This window comes from Paenibacillus sp. NPDC058174 (assembly GCF_042883865.1).
Classification (GTDB): Bacteria; Bacillota; Bacilli; order Paenibacillales; family Paenibacillaceae; genus Pristimantibacillus.
The window spans coordinates 80240-97968 of sequence record NZ_JBHVUY010000006.1 but is presented as its reverse complement, the minus strand read 5'-3'; the positions used below and the strand labels follow the sequence as shown (position 1 = coordinate 97968).

Here is a 17729-nt window from a genome sequence, read left to right as displayed (position 1 = left end):
GCTGCGGGAACCAAATGTACATTTATCGTCGTTACAAGACTACTAAACTAAGCGTTGCTCGCTTCCGAGCTTGATTGCAGACGGCTGTCCAGTTTGCGGAATTGGACAAGCAGCAGCAGCGCGGCAAGACAGAGGACACCGCCGGATACGTATGGAAGGTTATCGCCGACCGTAAATAAAAACGTTCCGAACAACGGTCCGACGATACGGCCAAGGCTATCCATTGATGAGCTTAAACCCGAGGCTACCCCTTGCCCAACGGTCGTTTTCTGTGTAATCAGCGAGGTTACACATGGACGGATCAACGCATTGCCGATGCCGAATACAGCCAGCGACACCGTTGCCCACCAGAGTGAATGCGCGCCAAGCAGCATGAAGAAGCCGATTGCCGAAATGACGAGTCCGATACCGATATACTTTGGCTCGTCCCCCTTCTTAATACGGCGACGCACGAAGCCGCCCTGTACGAGCGCTCCGACAAAGCCGCATACAAAAAACAATACGCCAACCTGAAGCGGCGTCACGTCAAACCGTTTCATGCCGAAAATTTGCAGCGTTGCCTCCAGACCCGCGAGTGTAAAGGTGACGAAAAACGCCAGCACATACAAGTACTTCAGAGACCCTGTAAAAGCAGTCCAACGCGACACGCGAGGCTCAGATGCCGATCTGCGCTGCTCAGGAGCAAGCGACTCTTTCAATTTCAAGAAAGCCAATACAAATGTAAATAGAGCTAGGCCAGATGCCACATAGAACGGTGTTTCCAGCGAAATGACGCTGAGGAAGCCGCCAAATGCCGGTCCGAACGTAAAGCCTGCGCCGATGGACATGCCGACAAGAGCCATCCCTTTCGTCCGGTGCTCCTTAGGCGTAATATCCGCAACATAGGCAACGATAACGGAAGTTACAGCACCAGAGAACAGGCCGCCAAGCACGCGGGATAAATACATAAGCGGCAGGTTGCCAGACGCCAGTCCGAACAGGACGAAGCTGACCGCAAAACCGACAACGCCGGTCAGGATGATCGGACGTCTGCCGATCCGGTCGGACAAGCCTCCCCAATAAGGCGACAGCAAGAATGATACGAGAGAATACACGGCCAGCATATAGCCGGTATGCTTCTCAAACCCTTGGTGGGCTGTTTGCTTAATAATTTCGGGCATGACGGGAATGATGATCCCGAACCCAAGGAAGGTTGTCATTAGAATAGCCATTACAATTAATAGTCGTTTGTCTCGCATAACCGATTCGCCTCCATCCGTTATCGTACCATAACGCGCTGCCGCTTAGTTATGAACAAATGAAGAACAAATAACACGACCATAACGATACCGCTAAGCTGAAAAGGCATATGCGGGCCAAAGCTGTCCCAGAGCCTGCCGGACATAATGGAGCCCAGCACCATTCCCGTCCCTTCAATCGTCAGAAAAAATCCCCATACCGCCCCGCGCTCCGTCTTCGGAATTTGCTCGGCAATAAAGGCGTTCCACGCCGGAATAATGCAAGCGTAGCCGATGCCTACGATTGCTACTATGACGAGAACCGCCGGGAGATATCGGGTCATCCCAAGCAATGGCAATGACACGGCAGCAAGCAGGAAGCCAATATGCAGCAGCCAGCGGGTCCCCCAGCGATCAACGGCTTTGCCGACGGGAATGAGACCCAGCGCCGTAACAGCCCCTCCAGCGACTAGAAAGTAGCTGTATTGCTGGGGCGACAGATGCAGCACCGTTCGCGCATAAAGGGAAAGTATCGGCGTCAGCAGCCCAAGGGCGAAATTTTGCGCGAACATTGCCGGATACAACAAACGGCTGACATGAAGAGATCGGCGAAGCCGGTTCACATATTCGACAGCTCTACTATAAAGAGGTTCTCTCCCGGCCGTCACCTTGCCATCGATGCCTCCTCCTGTACCAGCATCTTCTGTATCTGCAGATGCCGATTCCATCGCCCTCGATTGTTTCCTTCCCGGCAGCAAAAGCGTGACGATGACCGCGATCGTCATGGCTCCAATCAAAATCCGGAAAGCGCGGGTATACGTATGCGCAATGAAAAAATTGATGACGATCGGCCCGCTTCCGATCCCGATCAGCCAGGACATATAGACGACGCTCATGACGGTGCCGCTTGATTCCCCGCCGGCGGTTGCTCCTGTAATGACGCAAGGCCATAATGGCGAAGTGCCGACGCCAAGCAGCAAGCAGGCAAAGATTAGCCAGCCGGCATGATGCATAAACGTAACAATCAATACGGCGACAAAGGTAAGGATGATGCCGAACAGCATCGTCTGCCGGTAGCCAATCCGTTCGATAAGCCAGCCCAGCGGACTGCGGAACGCGTTGTCTCCTATATATAGAAGCGCGAGCGACCAGCCTATTGCATAAGCGGACAGGCCAAGCACTGTACCCATATAAACGGGCAGTATGGATACGATCAGCGCCCCTTTTACAAATTCTACAAGCAGCATGATAATAAGCAGCTGAATAACAAACGGCGAGCTCCACACGGGGCTTTTGCGCTTCACCGGCGTTTCGATTTGGTTCATAGCTGGTACACTCCGATTCTATAATCTAAAAATGCTGCTTGCATTCCGACTTGTTTTTGCTATACTCAATTTTGTTTGCACTTTTTGACGATACCGAAAGGCAGGGATTACAGCGATGGACCATAACCAAACCCCGCTCTTCAGCGCACTCCGCCGCCATGCGGAGCAGAACCCGGTACAGTTTCATATTCCGGGACATAAGAAAGGCCTAGGCAGCGATCCCGAATTTCGCGAGTTTATCGGCGACAACGCGTTGTCGATCGACTTGATCAATATAGCCCCGCTGGATGATTTGCATCAACCGACCGGCGTTATTGAAGAAGCCCAAAAGCTCGCAGCCGATGCTTTCGGCGCTGATTACACTTATTTTTCCGTTCAAGGAACAAGCGGAGCCATTATTACTATGATTATGACGGTGTGCGCACCAGGCGATAAAATTATCGTGCCGCGCAACGTGCATAAATCGATTATGGCCGCTATTATTTTCGCAGGTGCACGTCCGGTCTTCATCAGCCCGGCACGCGATGCCAACCTCGGCATCGATCACGGTATTACGACGCGCTCCGTCAAACGTGCGCTGGACAAGCATCCCGATGCTAAGGCGGTATTGGTCATCAATCCGACTTACTTCGGCATTTGCGCCAACCTGAAAGAAATCGTAGATCTCGTTCACAGCTACGACATTCCAGTACTCGTCGATGAAGCACATGGCGTGCTGATCCATTTCCACGAGAAGCTGCCGATGTCCGCAATGGAAGCGGGCGCCGATATGGCTGCGACCAGCGTTCATAAGCTTGGCGGCTCGATGACACAAAGCTCGGTGCTGAATGTACGCAAGGGCCGCGTTAATCCGCATCGCATTCAGACGATTATCAGCATGCTCACGACAACATCAACTTCATACCTGCTTCTTGCGTCGCTCGATACATCACGGCGCAATCTCGCGATCAACGGCCATGATATTGCCGAAAAGGCAATCAGCCTGGCCCAATATGCGCGTGAGCAGATTAATCTAATTCCCGGCCTGCATTGCTTCGGGGAAGAAATATTGGGCGATGAAGCCACTTATGACTACGACCCTACGAAGGTGTCGATTCATATTCGCCATCTTGGCCTGACAGGCTACGAGACGGAGAACTGGCTGCGCGAGCATTATAACCTTGAGATCGAAATGAGCGATATGTATAACATTCTTTGCCTAGTTACCCCTGGAGATACGTCCGATTCGGTCGATAAATTAATTGAAGCGCTGAAAGGCTTGTCCGAAGCGTTCCACGAAGGCGCGGAATCGCGTGAACTGGTCGTTAAAATTCCGGACATTCCGCAGCTGTCGCTGACGCCGCGTGACGCATTCTACGGGGAAACTGAAGTCGTTCCGTTCAAGGAGTCGGCTGGACGTATTATTGCCGAGTTCATCTATGTGTACCCGCCGGGCATTCCGATTCTTCTGCCGGGAGAGGTCATCTCGCAAAACAACATCGACTATATCATCGATCATGTCGAGGTAGGCTTGCCGGTTAAGGGGCCAGAGGACCGCAGCATTCAATTTGTAAAAGTGATCGTCGAGGAAAACGCGATTTTCTAGTTTTTCTGAGCGAAAAGAAACGCCGGTTATGCAGCCTGATTATCAGGACAGCGTAACCGGCGTTTGTCATTGGCTCCAATCGGAACCTGCTGTACACCTTCAAACAAACAAAATGTAAAACTGCATTTTGTTTCTGCTTTTTCTCTCCCAAATGCCTGTCAAAATGCAAAAGTGCAGGCTGATTGCGCAGAAACAGCCTCTTTCAAGCAAATATGCCAGATCAAAATGTATTTTTGCATTTTGACAGGCAAAAATAGTCGTTTCCAACAAATCTACCTGCACTTTTGCATTTTGAATCGTGAAATTCCAAGCAGGAATGAGAAGCGCTACCGACAGTTCGACGACCCTACCTGTTCCACTTATTGTAAAAGGAAGCTGACGCATGCTATGATGGGCTTGGAGGTGGGACACATGAGTCAAAGCGCTTACATTAAGCTGGTGCAAGGCTCCGCCGAAGGTGAACTGTCGCTTGCTCAATTAAAGGAGAAGCTGCTTCATTACCGCGATCAGACAGCTCTGACCGGCCAGCAGCTGGATTGGGATTATGCCGGAGCAGCATTCCCGTATACGATCGAGACGAAACAGGACGACCGGTGGTTTTATTTGAAAGGCACTCATCCCTCTTACAAGTACATTATTTTCGGAACAGACGAAGCTGGCACCACGATACAGGCTGTGCTGCCCGAGCAAGCCACTCATGGCGACAAAGCGAAAGCCAACGAGCTATGCAAATATTTGGCAAAGCAGCTGCAGGCGGAGCTTCAGCTCTTTAACGGACGGACGATTTATTATAATCCTCGCAAATGAACGGCATAAAAAGGGACTGCCCTTTGGGCAATGTCATTAAGTTAAGGCTTAACTTAATGATATTGGCCCACTGGGACAGTCCCTTATCTTTTACATGTTATACACCAATGTCTCCCGATTACTGCTGGGATTCATTCTCCACACGAGCGATTTCTTCATAAATCGCCGTTACGCGATCCCACTCTGCATCATCTTCGATGCCGACCAGGAAAGTCTCTTCATTCTCTTCTTCAAAACGGAAAATAACGCCGTCCGCTTCCGGATCATTGCGATCCAGCAATACAGCATAAGCTTTATCTTCCGATTCAAACGTATAGACCATAACCATTTCACGTTCTTGGCCTTCGTCGTCTGTTACTATGAACACATGCTCTTCGTGATCATGATCGTGATCGTGGTCATGTCCGCAGCCGCAGTTGTCTCCGTGCTGGTGCTCGCTCATTGCAGAATACCCCATTTCAATGATATATACATACTCTCGTATCGTACCATGAGACGGTAAAGCGGTCAAACCATAATGACGGCATAAAGGGCAGATTACAAGCTAAAAAAGCCCCTATTCTCCTTCGAGAATAAGGGCATTCGAAACTTAGCTTTATTCACAAATTATTGTGAAGTAATCAGCTTCTCCGACACAACCGTCCACTCATCCGACGCGCTTGTCTTCATATAGAAGCGGACAGCGTATTTTCCGGAATACTCAAAATTATATTTAATATCCTCGGTCCGGTACCAGAAATTATCCTTCGTAATGTTGACTGACTGCGATTGTATGACTTTTTCCGTTCCGTTAGGATCGGTAATCGAAACTTTAACAGCGGACACTTCCGTCGTCAGATTGTCAATTTGAGACAGCACATTGAATGTATAGCGGTTGCCTTTGTCCACGTTGCCGAACACAACTTTGTCCTGGAATAGAACCATATGAACATTGGGCTTATACAGCGTTGCTTTCTTGGTCTGATTGTCCCAGCTCACAATCGCCTGCAGTCCGTTCGCAATTTGCCGGAGCGGCAAATAAGTTTTGTTGTCTACAATCAGTCCGCTGTCGTCCAGCTCGCTGCCGTTCAATATGACGCGCACCTTCTGCGACGCCGCATCTGCAAACATCAGCGTTCCTCCACACAGTGTCAGCACGACAAGAAGGATAGCAATTTTACTGAATTTCATCGATGAAAACCCTCCATCCGGTTACTCTTTGGATGTAAGGTTATACTCGGCCTATAGATGAAAGTTGCGGTAAATAAAGCATATTTTTCACTTGAGTCTTAGGGTGGAAATCATTGCCGGTTCCGGCTGTCAAATGCTGTAGAATTACGCCCTTGCCTGGGAAATTATGCTCTTCTTTATTACCCGTATGTGCGGGTTAAAATGCAAGGCACGCCTTTCCCCAGCGCCCCCGGCTCCTGCATTCTTTCCCAATACTTCATGCCTCGCGCGCATGGTGTTTTGCACACGCCGCAGGTGCTGGACAACACCAGCTTATAGTGGTACTGCTTTCTTTCGCTTGCTGTCTTCTTCTTAATTACCTTTGATTTGCCCTTGCTCATCCAATCTCCGCCCCTTCCACCGTTATGCTGATGCATTATATGTGGATCGGGCCAAATGTGTATCTTGGTTTGTCAGTTTAAGCAACTTTTGATAAAGTGAGGAGAAGTCCGTAACAATTGGAGGAGTTAACCATGAATATTACGATGCTCGGAACCGGGAGCGCATTTGCCAAAAAATATGACAACAACAACGGCCTCATCGAGCTGGACGGTTATAAGCTTCTCGTCGACTGCGGCATTACGCTGCCAAGCTCCCTGCATGCAGCCGGACTTTCGTTCAACGATCTGGATGCCGTGCTGGTCAGCCATATCCATGCCGACCATGTAGGCGGCTTAGAGGAATATGCGTTCCAAATGATGTTTCTATACGGCAAAAAGCCGGTTATGTATATTGCGGAAGGTCTTGTCGATACGTTATGGGAGCAGACGCTCCGGGGCGGGTTGACGCAGGAGCCGCTCAATGCGATGAGTGATTTTTTCGAGGTAAGACCGCTTAAGGAAGGCGTCGATTATGAATTGCACCCGGGTCTTAACGTTCGCCTGATTCAGACTGATCATATAACGGGGAAGCTGAGCTACTCTTTCCTGTTTAATGGCCGTTTCTTTTATTCCGCAGATATGAAGTTCAATGGGGAGCTGCTCAAGCGTCTCGTTGATGAGGGTGTTCAAACGATCTACCATGACTGCCAGCTGCAATCGCCAGGCGTTGTCCATGCCTCGCTGGATGAGCTGCTGACGCTTCCGGATGACATTCAATCCAAAGTCATGCTGATGCATTATGGGGATACAATGGAAGAATATATCGGCCGGACAGGACTGATGCAGTTCGTTAAACAGCGGCAAGCCTATTCGTATACATAAAAAAACAGCGGCAAGCGCTCGAACATACAAGGCGCTTGCCGCTGTTTTTGCTTTCCGTATCTGAAACTTAAAAAGTAGGGAGATTATCCAAGTTATTGGTCGGATCGCCATCCGCATCTCCGCGAATATGCAGCTCCCCGTCTCTTCCTTTAAAGGCATTCACGCCGGCAATATGCCCCTCTTGAACCTCTTGAAGCGCGGCAGCATAATCAAGAATACGGCCTGACGATGTCTTGAACGACGTCAAATCACCGTCTCCGTTTTTCTGAACTGCTACGATATGCTCGCGCTGCCCTCCGTCTGCTGGACTCATGCTTGCACTCTCCTTTTTGTAGACAGCGTTTATAAGTTCATATGCTGCCCAAATTCAAACACTCCAGTAGCATGCCCAGCAGAGGGCCATTATTATTCCTTTTCGAGACATTCCGCAGGAAGTTTCCTTCTCCAGAGAAAGGTTTGATCATAATTGAAGGAATCTTCAACGACAAGCTTGAGAACACAAGCGCTTACAGTAATGACAATACCAAACAGACCAATTAACCATATGGCCAAATGGGCATATTCCGCCGCCAAACGAACGCCCTCCTCAAAGGTAGGTTTCCGCTGCATACTTGCCCAGCAAGCTGCAAGCCTGATTGGTATATGTATGCCGGCTCCCGGGCAACTATGCTCGCTGACCCATAAAAATACCAGTAAAGTCTTCTCAATTTCCGAACATTATGATACAATTCGTATCAATAAAAGAAATTGAGGATGAGAGTGATGAATAAAAACCGGATTGGACAGTTGGACGCTATGAGGGGCTTGGCAGCGATTGCTGTCGTTTTCAGTCATTATTATCAAGTCGAGGTCAAGCCGGCCCTCTCCGTCCTGTTGTTTAAATTCTCGCCCCTTGGGTTTATCAAAAACGGGCACGGCGCTGTCATTTTATTTTTCCTGCTTAGCGGCTTCGTTCTTATGCTCCCGTTTTTGAAAAACAGCGCGATTTCCTACAAAACCTTTCTATTAAAAAGAATACTAAGAATTTATGTTCCATTCTGGTTTGCGATGGTGCTTGCGATCCTTCTCTGCTCATGGCTCTCAACCGGCGGAATAGCTGCACTTAGCAGCTGGTTCAATTCTTCATGGAACGAGCCGGTAACACTAAAATCAGTAATCGAAAACCTGCTTCTCATCGGGAACTATAACTCCAACTTATATAACAATGTCATCTGGTCATTGGTGCACGAGATGCGAATCTCGATTATCTTCCCCTTGCTCGCTCTCATCATTATGAAATGGAATTGGAAAACGGTGCTTGGGTTATGTCTGGCACTCTCTGCTATTAGCGGCACCAAAAACATCTTCGGTTATGATCATAGCTATGGATTCCACACCGGCTTTGTGGATACTCTCCACTACGCTTCCATATTCCTCATTGGCGGACTGCTGGCCAAACATCGAGAGTACATTGTCAGCCTTTTCGTGAAAAGCTCAAAAGCTTGGAAGTGGTGCCTGCTTGGCCTCGCCTACATTCTCTTCACTTACTCGGAGCTGTCCATGGCGGTAGGGAATCGCATCGGATTAATTGACTACCAGGAAATAGTTAATGATTACACAACAACTGCCAGCTGCGTCTTACTGATCGTCATCGCGCTTGGCTCGGCTCGCGTGACGCGATTCCTGAGCATTCGGATCATTGCCTTTTTCGGCGATATTTCCTATAGCATATACCTGTACCATCTGCTCGTGCTGTTTAGCTTTATCTACTTGTTTCATGGCAAGCTGCCGCTTTCCATCATCTATGTACTGGCTTTCTTCTGGACCATCCTCGCAGCTGCAGCGTCCTACAACTATATCGAAGTACCGGCCATCAAGTGGGGCAAACGTATCGGCACTAGAAGTAAAAAAGAGGCGCATCAGCCATCCGAGCCGGTTGTGAAGTTTTAATGGGGGGGCCATTACTAAAAGAACAAGTATAATTTCCTTAAATTTATACTTGATTTCTCAATTTAATTTGTGATATTATATTAACTATCGCAGGACGGTAGCTCAGCGGGAGAGCACTACCTTGACAGGGTAGGGGTCATGGGTTCGATCCCCATCCGTCCTACCATAATAGACATTCCAAACCCTTGTGCAGCAAGGGTTTTTCTTTTGTGTATAGGCTGTCTGTTAATCTCAAGTTACAAAAAAACTGGAGTTAAGATCAATTAATCTTAACTCCAAAGTTCTCTATTTCACCTATTAAGAAAAATTATAACTAGGCGCATCAAAATCTAATCCCGCCGTTGCTTTCATTTTGATACGACCCGCTGCTGTAAACTCCAACTCGCAGCCGTTGACATGCTTGATGCTCAGAGAACCGCCTGTCGTAATTCCAAATTCAAAATTTTTTGCAATCTGACTGATCTTCTCGTCCTCAGATTTCAAGTGAATGCCATCATCTTTAAGCTTAATACTTCTTTCTCTGGCATTATTACTGGCAAAATAGTTAATGTCAAAGCTGCCTACCGGCTTCTCAATAAAGCCTCTGCTGCTTTTATTGTTCCCCATTCCATCCGCCACAGCAGAATCGCTAATCGCCCCATCCCCTAGTCCGAATGCAATACGAGGAAAAGCCGCATCGCCTGATCCTTTAAAGTCCATCAGCATTTTCACTTTTTCATTCATTTGATATTTCATTACAGGATAAGGTGTTACAGTTGTTCCAAACTGCCCCGTCTTCGATGCGTTGGCCCAGTACAGCAATCTATTCTGTGAATCTTTTTGCTGCACGCCAGCACCGCTAATCTGGCCCGTAATTAATTTGATATAATTCTTTTCCACATGAATGTAATTGGTCCAGTCTGTTTCAGCTGCATTTGTTAATGTTGACAATTTACCTGCAGTCAGGTCAGAGATATATCCGTAATTTGCGCTAACAAAATTTGCAGAAAGCAAATCGGAGTAAATGGCCCCAGCACCTCTAAGATCAAAAAGTCCAAAATCAATAAATTTATTTTGACTATCAATCATCAGCTGGTTATTCCCATCCGTAACCTTCATCTTCTTAAATTTAGCAGTCCCATCCATCGCGATTGAGGCAATCGCATCGGTAAAATTTTCTGCACCTGCATGAAAGCCGACTGCCGGATTCAGTTTCATTACCCCGCCGCCGTTGCGCAGCGTTATCGTAGACCCTTCAATATGACCGTCCTTGAAAATACTGTTCTTAATATCCGCATCATCAGCAAACAGCTTATTCATCCATACATTCCCGAAATAATCAGCGTGAAATGGAGCTTGTCCCCAGACACTTGAACCCAAAGCCAGCCCTTTGTCATCGATGGTAAATACTTTCTCGCCTTCACCGGATTGAAAATGCCCGATATGCTTCAGCGTGCCATTCAGATCAGCAAACAATACATCTTTGAAGCCCGTTCCATCCTTTTTCTGAATCTTCAAGCCGTCTTTAGATGTCAGTAATATTTTATTGACTACTGATGTCGAACAAGGTGTCTCATCACTGTAACGATTGACTACAATACCATACAAATCCGGATTACTTTCGATTAATCCAATTCCCATTGCGAGACGCTGACAGGCATCCGTAATCGTCGTTTTCGGTCCTTCCATTAGCCAGACACCGTTAGCATCTCCTACGATTACCCGTTCGGACAAGATGATTTTTCCATAAAGCGTTTCCGCAATAAGACCATCAGCTGTAATAGCCGTTTCATACACTTGCCCGCCAGACTTAGTCAGTCCAATTGCGCCAGAGTTTAACCGGATGAATCGTAAAGGATCATTGGGATCTGAAATGATAATTCCTAAATTATTAATATCAACGGTGTTATTGATGCTCATATTAATTTGTTCTGTGACTCTATCGTAAAACTGTTTAAACAGTAGGCTCATATCGCTTGTGTCAACAGAAGCCTGAAGCCACTTCAGCTTATTGGCGTCCAAAGTAGTTGAAGCATACGTTGACTTCGCAAAATATTTCTCAATCTGGCTAGTCTCATTGTTAATGTCAGTGACATTTGCAATTGTCAGTTTAATGTCCGCTTCTTCGAAGTTATAATCAATCCCGATAATTTTGGCTGTAACTTTGACACCGATGCGGTCATACTCCACTCTAATTTCATCGCCGAGAATGAGCTTATCCCACTTTCCTTGCTCCTCTACCACTTGCAGAAAATCAACCACATCCACGTTCATTGCCAGCTGTGGCGTTCGAACTTCAACAAACTTATCTTTCCCGGCTTGAAACAAATCCTCAACGTCAACATAATTACTATCTTTAAAATCTTTCTCGCGAATGTAGTCCTCTAACTCGAGCAATTGCTCATTCGTAAAATTCTGCTGCTCAGACAGCTTAAATTGTAAATTTTTAATTTGAGCATAAATAGAGTTTAAAGCAATTTTCTCCGCGTCGATCTCTGCTTGCTTCGCTTCAATTTGCATTCTTTTATTGTTGGCGCAATATCGTTCAATAATTTCTTGTTCATTGCTGACAGACGCATGCTCCATTAATGAAATATTCGCAATTTGAATACTGACTTCCGCCGATCCTGCACCTGTAATCTGTACACTTGCGCCAGTTACACCCTTCAGCTTGCCTAGAACTGTCCATTTATTGGATGGCAACGTTTTTGTTACTCCATTTAGTCCTACTTGAATATCCGAGGTATGTACAGCTTTACACATCACGACATAGGGATAAATCGTTTGAAGCGAATTGAAATTTCTAGTTGCCGTATTACCGCTATAAGAGAAGTTATCAATGAACATTACAGGGCGATTGTTATTGATTAATTGATTTCCTTCAATATCTTCAATAACTTTTAATGCGATCTTTAGATTTTTCAACTGGGCTTCCTTTGTATGTATAAGAGAAGCGACTGCATCCCTGTCTGTTCGAAGCGCTGCAAATGCAGTCTCATTCGCTTTAATGAGTTTATTATAATCTAAGATCGCATGACATAAGCTGTCACTCATATACTGACTATGCTTTAATACATTCTTTTGCTCATCGCGTGCGAAAGGATACATGAAATAGCTATAATCGGCGATATAGCTTTGCCCGGTTGGATTAATCGAGTTAATCGTTAGTCCGTCTCTTCCTTCGGGCCGCAGTCTTGTTACTTGTTCGTTTGAATTAGATTCTCTGTCAAAGCCTTTAAGCAAATTTCCATATTTGAAGCTCAGCCCTTTATAAAAACCATGAACCTCAGGTTTGATAAAATCAATTGTTCGCTTTTCGCTATTCCACTCTACAATGGCATTATAGGTCTCAGCGATTTTATAGATACAATCTATTAGCGTATTATCTTGAAAATCAAAGGTCCTTTTCGATAATTCAAAATCCGGATCAACCGTTCCAATTGCCCATTTCGTTTTATGCAATAGCTCATTTAGAACATAAATAGCGCCTTTAGATTCAGCGGTATACGATTTTATGTTCCGAAAAGAGAGCTCATGCGGTAAAGCTATAGCTTGAATGGCTTTCTGATCACCGTCATTACCCATTACATCATTAATACTGGTAATAATAAACCAATTCACTACGCGCCCCAGTTTAAATTGAATTAAATAGTTTTCTCTAATACCATCAATATATCTCACTTTTACGGGAATATTATTTTCCTCGGTATAATAGGGAACACTAAAGGATATACGGTCAAGATCATTTACGCTGCTCTGTGAACTAATGCCATAAGCATCGCTAATTTTAGCAATGATTGTCCTGTCTGGTTTAGCCAGGAAAAGTGTCGGTTTATTAGGCTTCCTTAAATAATTTATGTCTCCAAGCATATATCTATCTCCTCAATAAAAAAGGTATAGAAGCCTGGCTCCTATACCCTTTTTCCTTTTCGATTCATTTTATTTAACGCATCCAGCATATAATCGGTTACCATTCTGGCACCTTTTTCGTCACCCATCACTTTATCAATATTTACTGAATAATAATTTGCAGCAGCCGCGGGAGCAGCACTATTGATGAAATTCAAGCTATTGCCTAGATTGGACATCGCATTGCGGGCCATTCTGCTAATGAACTCTAACGGATTATCAAGCACGACCTCGCCTTTTCTGAGAATGGAAGGGACCTCATCATTTTTGAGACGGTCCCACCACTTTTGAGTACTCGTGCCTTCTTCTCCGACCTCTCCGCCTTCGTGAAAAACTTTAACATCTTTCAAGGATTCATATTTGCCGTCCTGGAATTTCCAAATCTCTCTAAGCTCTGCATTTCTTTTAGCCAGCTCTTGAAATCTCCCGTCTTTTTTGCTGCCCAGATCTTCTGCTTCTTTTTTATTGTTCAAATATTCCTGCCAAGCAGATTGTTTTGCTGTGTTTTTAGGTATTCCAGCGCCTGAGTTAGCATAATCTTGATCGAGTTTGAAAGCATTAATAAGATTTTGGTTGATCATTTCACCATAAAGTTCGGAATTCGCAAGAATATTTTTGTATAATTGTCCATATGCTTCGTTCACGATAGAAAGCTGAGATTGAATTTTTGCTGTATCTCCGCTCATTAAATCTTGCTTCATTTGATAAAAGCTTTGCTCATCTTCTAAAAGGCCTTTATATTTTAAATTGTTTTTCTCAATAAGTTGTTCAATATTTTTAATATTGCTTTTATTCTTTTCATCTTCTGCTTTCTTTTCTTGTTCAATGGTCGCTTTACGATCATCTAACTGATCCTGCAAACCTTCCTTTTTAAGCTGCCGTTCTCTATCCCGTTGGAATTTAACAATTTCTTCATTCTTTAGTGCCAGCTCTTCCTCTAAAGTTTTTCGCTTTGCTTTCGCTTCAAAGGAATCATCTAATGCTAATACACTAATTTTATTATCAATCGCTGCTTTTTCCTTCAACAGCTTATCTAATTGCTCGTTATGATCCTCTTCGCTATTGTTTATGTCTAACGCTTTAATTTTAGCGTTGATTTGTTTTTCATAACCGCTCAACTCTTCATCGAGATTTTTCATTACGGTTTCATGACGGTCATCTTCCGCTTTCTTTTCAGCTTTAAGCGCGTCCTCCCGAAGCTTTCTCTCTTGTTCAAGCACCTTTTTATAATTATTGATTACGGTATCTGCGAACTTTTCCCTGGCCTCGTACTCTGCTTTTTGATAATTAGCCAGCTCTACTGCATAAGCTTTGTTAGCCTCCCGCAAACCATCCAGCTTGGTCTGCACTCTCATCCGCTCTGTTTCTGTTAGATCTGTAGTAAGTTTTCTTTCGAGCTCAATAATTTGAGCATTGAATTTAGCTTGAGCTGCCAATCGGACTTGATTCATTTCAGCATCAATTTGCTTCGCCTTTTTAACATCCTCTTCAGAATTTCCAAGCAACGACTTCCTATACTGAAGATCTTCAATTTTCTTGTTAAAGCCAAATACGATAGCATCTGCTTGAATTTGACCAGACTTCTCTGCTTGAGTTACTCTTTCCAGGTTCAATTCATTTGCATAATTTTTGTAATCTTCAAGGGATTGCTTGGCTGCAGCTTTAAGATCGGCAGAGGCTTTAGGATCATTGATGATTTTATTAAACTTAGCAATTTCTGCCCAAATTCTATTATTCTCCTGCTTTAATGCATTAGAGATTTCTTCACTGTATTTAACTAGCTTATTTTTCTCCTCCTGCGTATTGATACTTCCCAACAAAGATATTTTTCTTTCCGCTTTGCTGGTCAAACTATCGGAAGAAGCTTTAATATATTCCATCATCAACTTACTAGTCTCCGGAAGATCTTGGTACAGTTTTTCTCTTTCACTTCTATTCTCCCGAATAGCCATTGTTAACATTTTGTATTGATCAAATTGCTTTTGAAGAGCATCCTGCGCGCTACCACTTTTTGTCTTATTAAACAGTTTAATATAGTCCTCTGTAGCCTCGCCGTTATCATCAATCCATTCAGACATATCATTCTGATTAGATTTCTGAACCTCCTTTTGTGCAGCCACTAGCTTATAATTTGCTGAAGTGAGATTATTAATTTCGGCAGTTTGACCAGCGTATAACTTATTCGCATTTAATATGGCATTCATATAATCTCCACTATTGGCCGCAATAGTGGCGCCTGCTTTTAATTTCTCATTTTGCTTCTTTTGCTCATCTGCCAGCTTATTCATTGCATTGATTCTGGCTTGGGTAGCATCTTGGAGCCTAGGCAGGTCATTGTCTTGTGAAGAAGAAGATTTTGATGGATTTGATGGATTTGATGAATTTGACGAAGATACGCCGAAATTTTTGTCGTTAAACGTCTTTTCAATAGTATCTATTTGTGCTAGTTGGGTATTTAGTTTATCTTCTTCAATTTTTAGTTTATCTTTTTCCAACTGTATTTTTTCTTCCAATTCCGATTTAGAAGGAAGTTTTTTAACTGTTGGTGGATTTATAACATTATTAATTCCTGTTCCACCAAGAAACGGACTCGGCAGTTTGCTAGTAAACTTCTGAAGCGTCTCCAACTCAACCTCATACAATTTTATCCTGGTTCTTATTGAATTAATGGTAGATTGTGTTATTTCCTTATCACCTTTAACTTTATTTAAAAACCTTTCATTCTCTTCTTTTCTAACTTTCTCCAGTGCTTTTGTTTCAATCTCCCAGCCACCAGCAACTTGTTTGGACTGCGCAGCTAATTCTGGATATTTTAGTATCAAATCTGCTACTGTCTCAGAAGATAGCAATTGACCACTATTTAAATCATGTATGGCTTGGTTCACTTTTTTAATATCATTTGCTGAACTAGCATAAGCTTCCCGCAATCTTTCAGTATTTCCAGAGGAGCTATCTAAGACTTCTTTAAACGCATTCGTCCCATTTTTTGCATCTTCATAAGAGAGATTCGTTAAAGCAACATTTAGATCATTAAACGCCTTTTCATTCAAACCAATTGATTCTGGTAATTTTCTAAATACCATTCGAGCATCTTCTAAATTACTAATCTGATCTGTATTAACAACATCAAAGAAGTCCCTAAGCTGTGAATTATCCAGTTTTATTCCGTTCAAGGAAGCTGTCGAAGCAAGTGCATCAAACATAAGACTTGTCGTATTCTTAACCTCAACACCCGATGCACGCATTGCTTCAACATAAGATGCAAAATCTGCTTTTAAAGCTACATCCGCAATCTTCACTACTTTTTGTAATTCAGTATTTGAAGTTTGGAATTTCTCACGAGCATCGTTAAGTTGTCTCGCAAGTTCCTCGCCTATCATCTTTACCTTATTGTTTTCAAGTTTGTCATCACTTCCAGCATTTGCAAAAAAATTATACTTGTCCGAATAATTATAATCACTACTGTTCAAAACCTTTTTATCTTCAACATTCTGTTTGTATTCATCATACTTCTCTCTAACTTGATCATAAGCTTGCTTGTTTTTTTCTACCTTTTTTTTATTTTTTTTGATATTTTTATCAATTGAAGATTCGTCCTCATGATATTCTAAGGAGAGCTTCTCCCGCTCTAATCGAATTTCCTCATTTAAAAGATCTACTCTCTGTTGAATTGCTCTATTGTTGCTATCATAGGCTTCTTTTTGATCTCCAAGATGTTTAAAAACAACACCATATTTAGAACCTAATTCCTCTTCAACCTTCGAGAGCCTACTTTTCTCTTGCGAGGTGAGATTTAAACTTTGGGCCAAGTTTTGATATTCAGTTTGTAATTCTCTCAATCTTACTAACTCACTCATGCGATCAGATAAAGTGGTTAGTGATTGTTCAAATGCCTCACTAGAATCTTTTGATTTAGCAAAAGAATTAATTAGCTTATCTGCTGCAAAACTAATAACTGTTAATATTGCTCCTACCCCTGTGGTCAATGCGAGTCCCTTCAATGCAGCTTTTAATCCAGCAACAGATAGCGTTGCAATATTTAAAACACCAGTAAAGCCTAATATGTCTTTTACCGCAGTCGCAATACTAAATGCGGAGTCAAGGGCACTTAAATGATCAAAAAAAGATGCGCTTTTATCGCCTTCCTTATTCAGCGCAGCCAATGCAGTTGTAATCGCGTCAATGGCTTCACTGGAAGGCATACTTGGTACGTTTTGTGCCGCTGTGGCCGATAGTTCAGCATAGCGTTCATCAAAACCTTCGATAGCAATTTCAATCCTTGAATGATTTATTGTCGAAATGGTCTGCCCCAGATTATTCAACATCGCTATACTTCGTTGAAGTATAGACTCAAAACTTGTGAAACCTTGTATAGTACCCTTTAATTCATTCATTTGCTTGTTCAATTCAGAAAAGCTTTTATTCAGATTATCGAATCTAAGCTTTGCAATCTGCTCATAAAGCTTAAGCGTCTTATTGAGTTCTGCAGTTACCTCTTTGGAGCCAAGACCTGTTCCTGCTTTGATTTGTAAATTTTGCGTCATAATTTAACCCTCTCTCTAATATG

13 protein-coding genes and 1 tRNA gene are annotated in these 17729 nt (G+C 43.9%); 5 read left to right on the top strand and 9 right to left on the bottom strand.

The window, feature by feature from the left end; genetic code table 11:
* Positions 1 to 47: 47 nt before the first annotated feature.
* On the bottom strand, positions 48 to 1238 hold the full coding sequence (locus ACFVVF_RS23710) for an MFS transporter (RefSeq protein WP_387814906.1): 1191 nt from the start codon (positions 1236 to 1238) through the stop codon (positions 48 to 50).
* A gap of 20 nt (positions 1239 to 1258) precedes the next feature.
* Positions 1259 to 2542 carry an MFS transporter gene (locus ACFVVF_RS23705; RefSeq protein ID WP_387814904.1) on the bottom strand — a complete coding sequence of 428 codons (1284 nt, stop codon included), beginning with the start codon at positions 2540 to 2542 and terminating at the stop codon, positions 1259 to 1261.
* A gap of 115 nt (positions 2543 to 2657) precedes the next feature.
* On the opposite strand from ACFVVF_RS23705, the gene ACFVVF_RS23700 reads away from it, so the two are divergent.
* Together ACFVVF_RS23700 and ACFVVF_RS23695 are read left to right on the top strand one after the other, a co-directional pair.
* Positions 2658 to 4127: an aminotransferase class I/II-fold pyridoxal phosphate-dependent enzyme gene (locus ACFVVF_RS23700; RefSeq protein ID WP_387814902.1), complete on the top strand. Its 1470-nt coding sequence runs from the start codon at positions 2658 to 2660 to the stop codon at positions 4125 to 4127.
* A gap of 411 nt (positions 4128 to 4538) precedes the next feature.
* Positions 4539 to 4934 (top strand): DUF1885 family protein, encoded by a 396-nt coding sequence (locus ACFVVF_RS23695; RefSeq protein WP_387814900.1) that lies wholly within the window; start codon positions 4539 to 4541, stop codon positions 4932 to 4934.
* Between the two features lie 118 nt (positions 4935 to 5052).
* On the opposite strand, the gene ACFVVF_RS23690 is transcribed toward ACFVVF_RS23695, so the two are convergent.
* From ACFVVF_RS23690 to ACFVVF_RS23680, 3 genes are all read right to left on the bottom strand, one after another.
* Entirely contained in the window at positions 5053 to 5376 is a 324-nt protein-coding gene (locus ACFVVF_RS23690) for a DUF1292 domain-containing protein (RefSeq protein ID WP_387814898.1), read from the bottom strand.
* Positions 5377 to 5540: 164 nt separating this feature from the next.
* Positions 5541 to 6104, bottom strand: coding sequence for a stalk domain-containing protein (locus ACFVVF_RS23685; protein WP_387814896.1), 564 nt, complete (start codon positions 6102 to 6104; stop codon positions 5541 to 5543).
* 179 nt (positions 6105 to 6283) lie between these two features.
* Complete coding sequence (locus ACFVVF_RS23680; protein ID WP_387814894.1) at positions 6284 to 6484, bottom strand: hypothetical protein; 201 nt, start codon at positions 6482 to 6484, stop codon at positions 6284 to 6286.
* A 132-nt stretch (positions 6485 to 6616) separates the two neighbouring features.
* Here ACFVVF_RS23680 and ACFVVF_RS23675 point away from each other — a divergent pair, with 132 nt between their 5' ends.
* Complete coding sequence (locus ACFVVF_RS23675; RefSeq protein ID WP_387814892.1) at positions 6617 to 7345, top strand: MBL fold metallo-hydrolase; 729 nt, start codon at positions 6617 to 6619, stop codon at positions 7343 to 7345.
* A gap of 67 nt (positions 7346 to 7412) precedes the next feature.
* On the opposite strand, the gene ACFVVF_RS23670 is transcribed toward ACFVVF_RS23675, so the two are convergent.
* Positions 7413 to 7658, bottom strand: coding sequence for a DUF3892 domain-containing protein (locus tag ACFVVF_RS23670; protein WP_387814891.1), 246 nt, complete (start codon positions 7656 to 7658; stop codon positions 7413 to 7415).
* 92 nt (positions 7659 to 7750) lie between these two features.
* Complete coding sequence (locus tag ACFVVF_RS23665) at positions 7751 to 7954, bottom strand: hypothetical protein (protein WP_387814889.1); 204 nt, start codon at positions 7952 to 7954, stop codon at positions 7751 to 7753.
* 153 nt (positions 7955 to 8107) lie between these two features.
* On the opposite strand from ACFVVF_RS23665, the gene ACFVVF_RS23660 reads away from it, so the two are divergent.
* A complete protein-coding gene (locus ACFVVF_RS23660) occupies positions 8108 to 9274 on the top strand; it encodes an acyltransferase family protein (protein ID WP_387814887.1) in 1167 nt (388 codons plus the stop codon).
* 91 nt (positions 9275 to 9365) lie between these two features.
* Positions 9366 to 9440 (top strand) — tRNA-Val (locus ACFVVF_RS23655).
* Between the two features lie 131 nt (positions 9441 to 9571).
* Here ACFVVF_RS23655 and ACFVVF_RS23650 read toward each other — a convergent pair.
* The gene (locus ACFVVF_RS23650) at positions 9572 to 13123 is read right to left on the bottom strand and encodes a phage tail spike protein (protein WP_387814885.1); all 3552 of its coding nucleotides are present in this window, start codon (positions 13121 to 13123) and stop codon (positions 9572 to 9574) included.
* Between the two features lie 41 nt (positions 13124 to 13164).
* Positions 13165 to 17706: a hypothetical protein gene (locus tag ACFVVF_RS23645; protein WP_387814883.1), complete on the bottom strand. Its 4542-nt coding sequence runs from the start codon at positions 17704 to 17706 to the stop codon at positions 13165 to 13167.
* Positions 17707 to 17729: the final 23 nt, after the last annotated feature.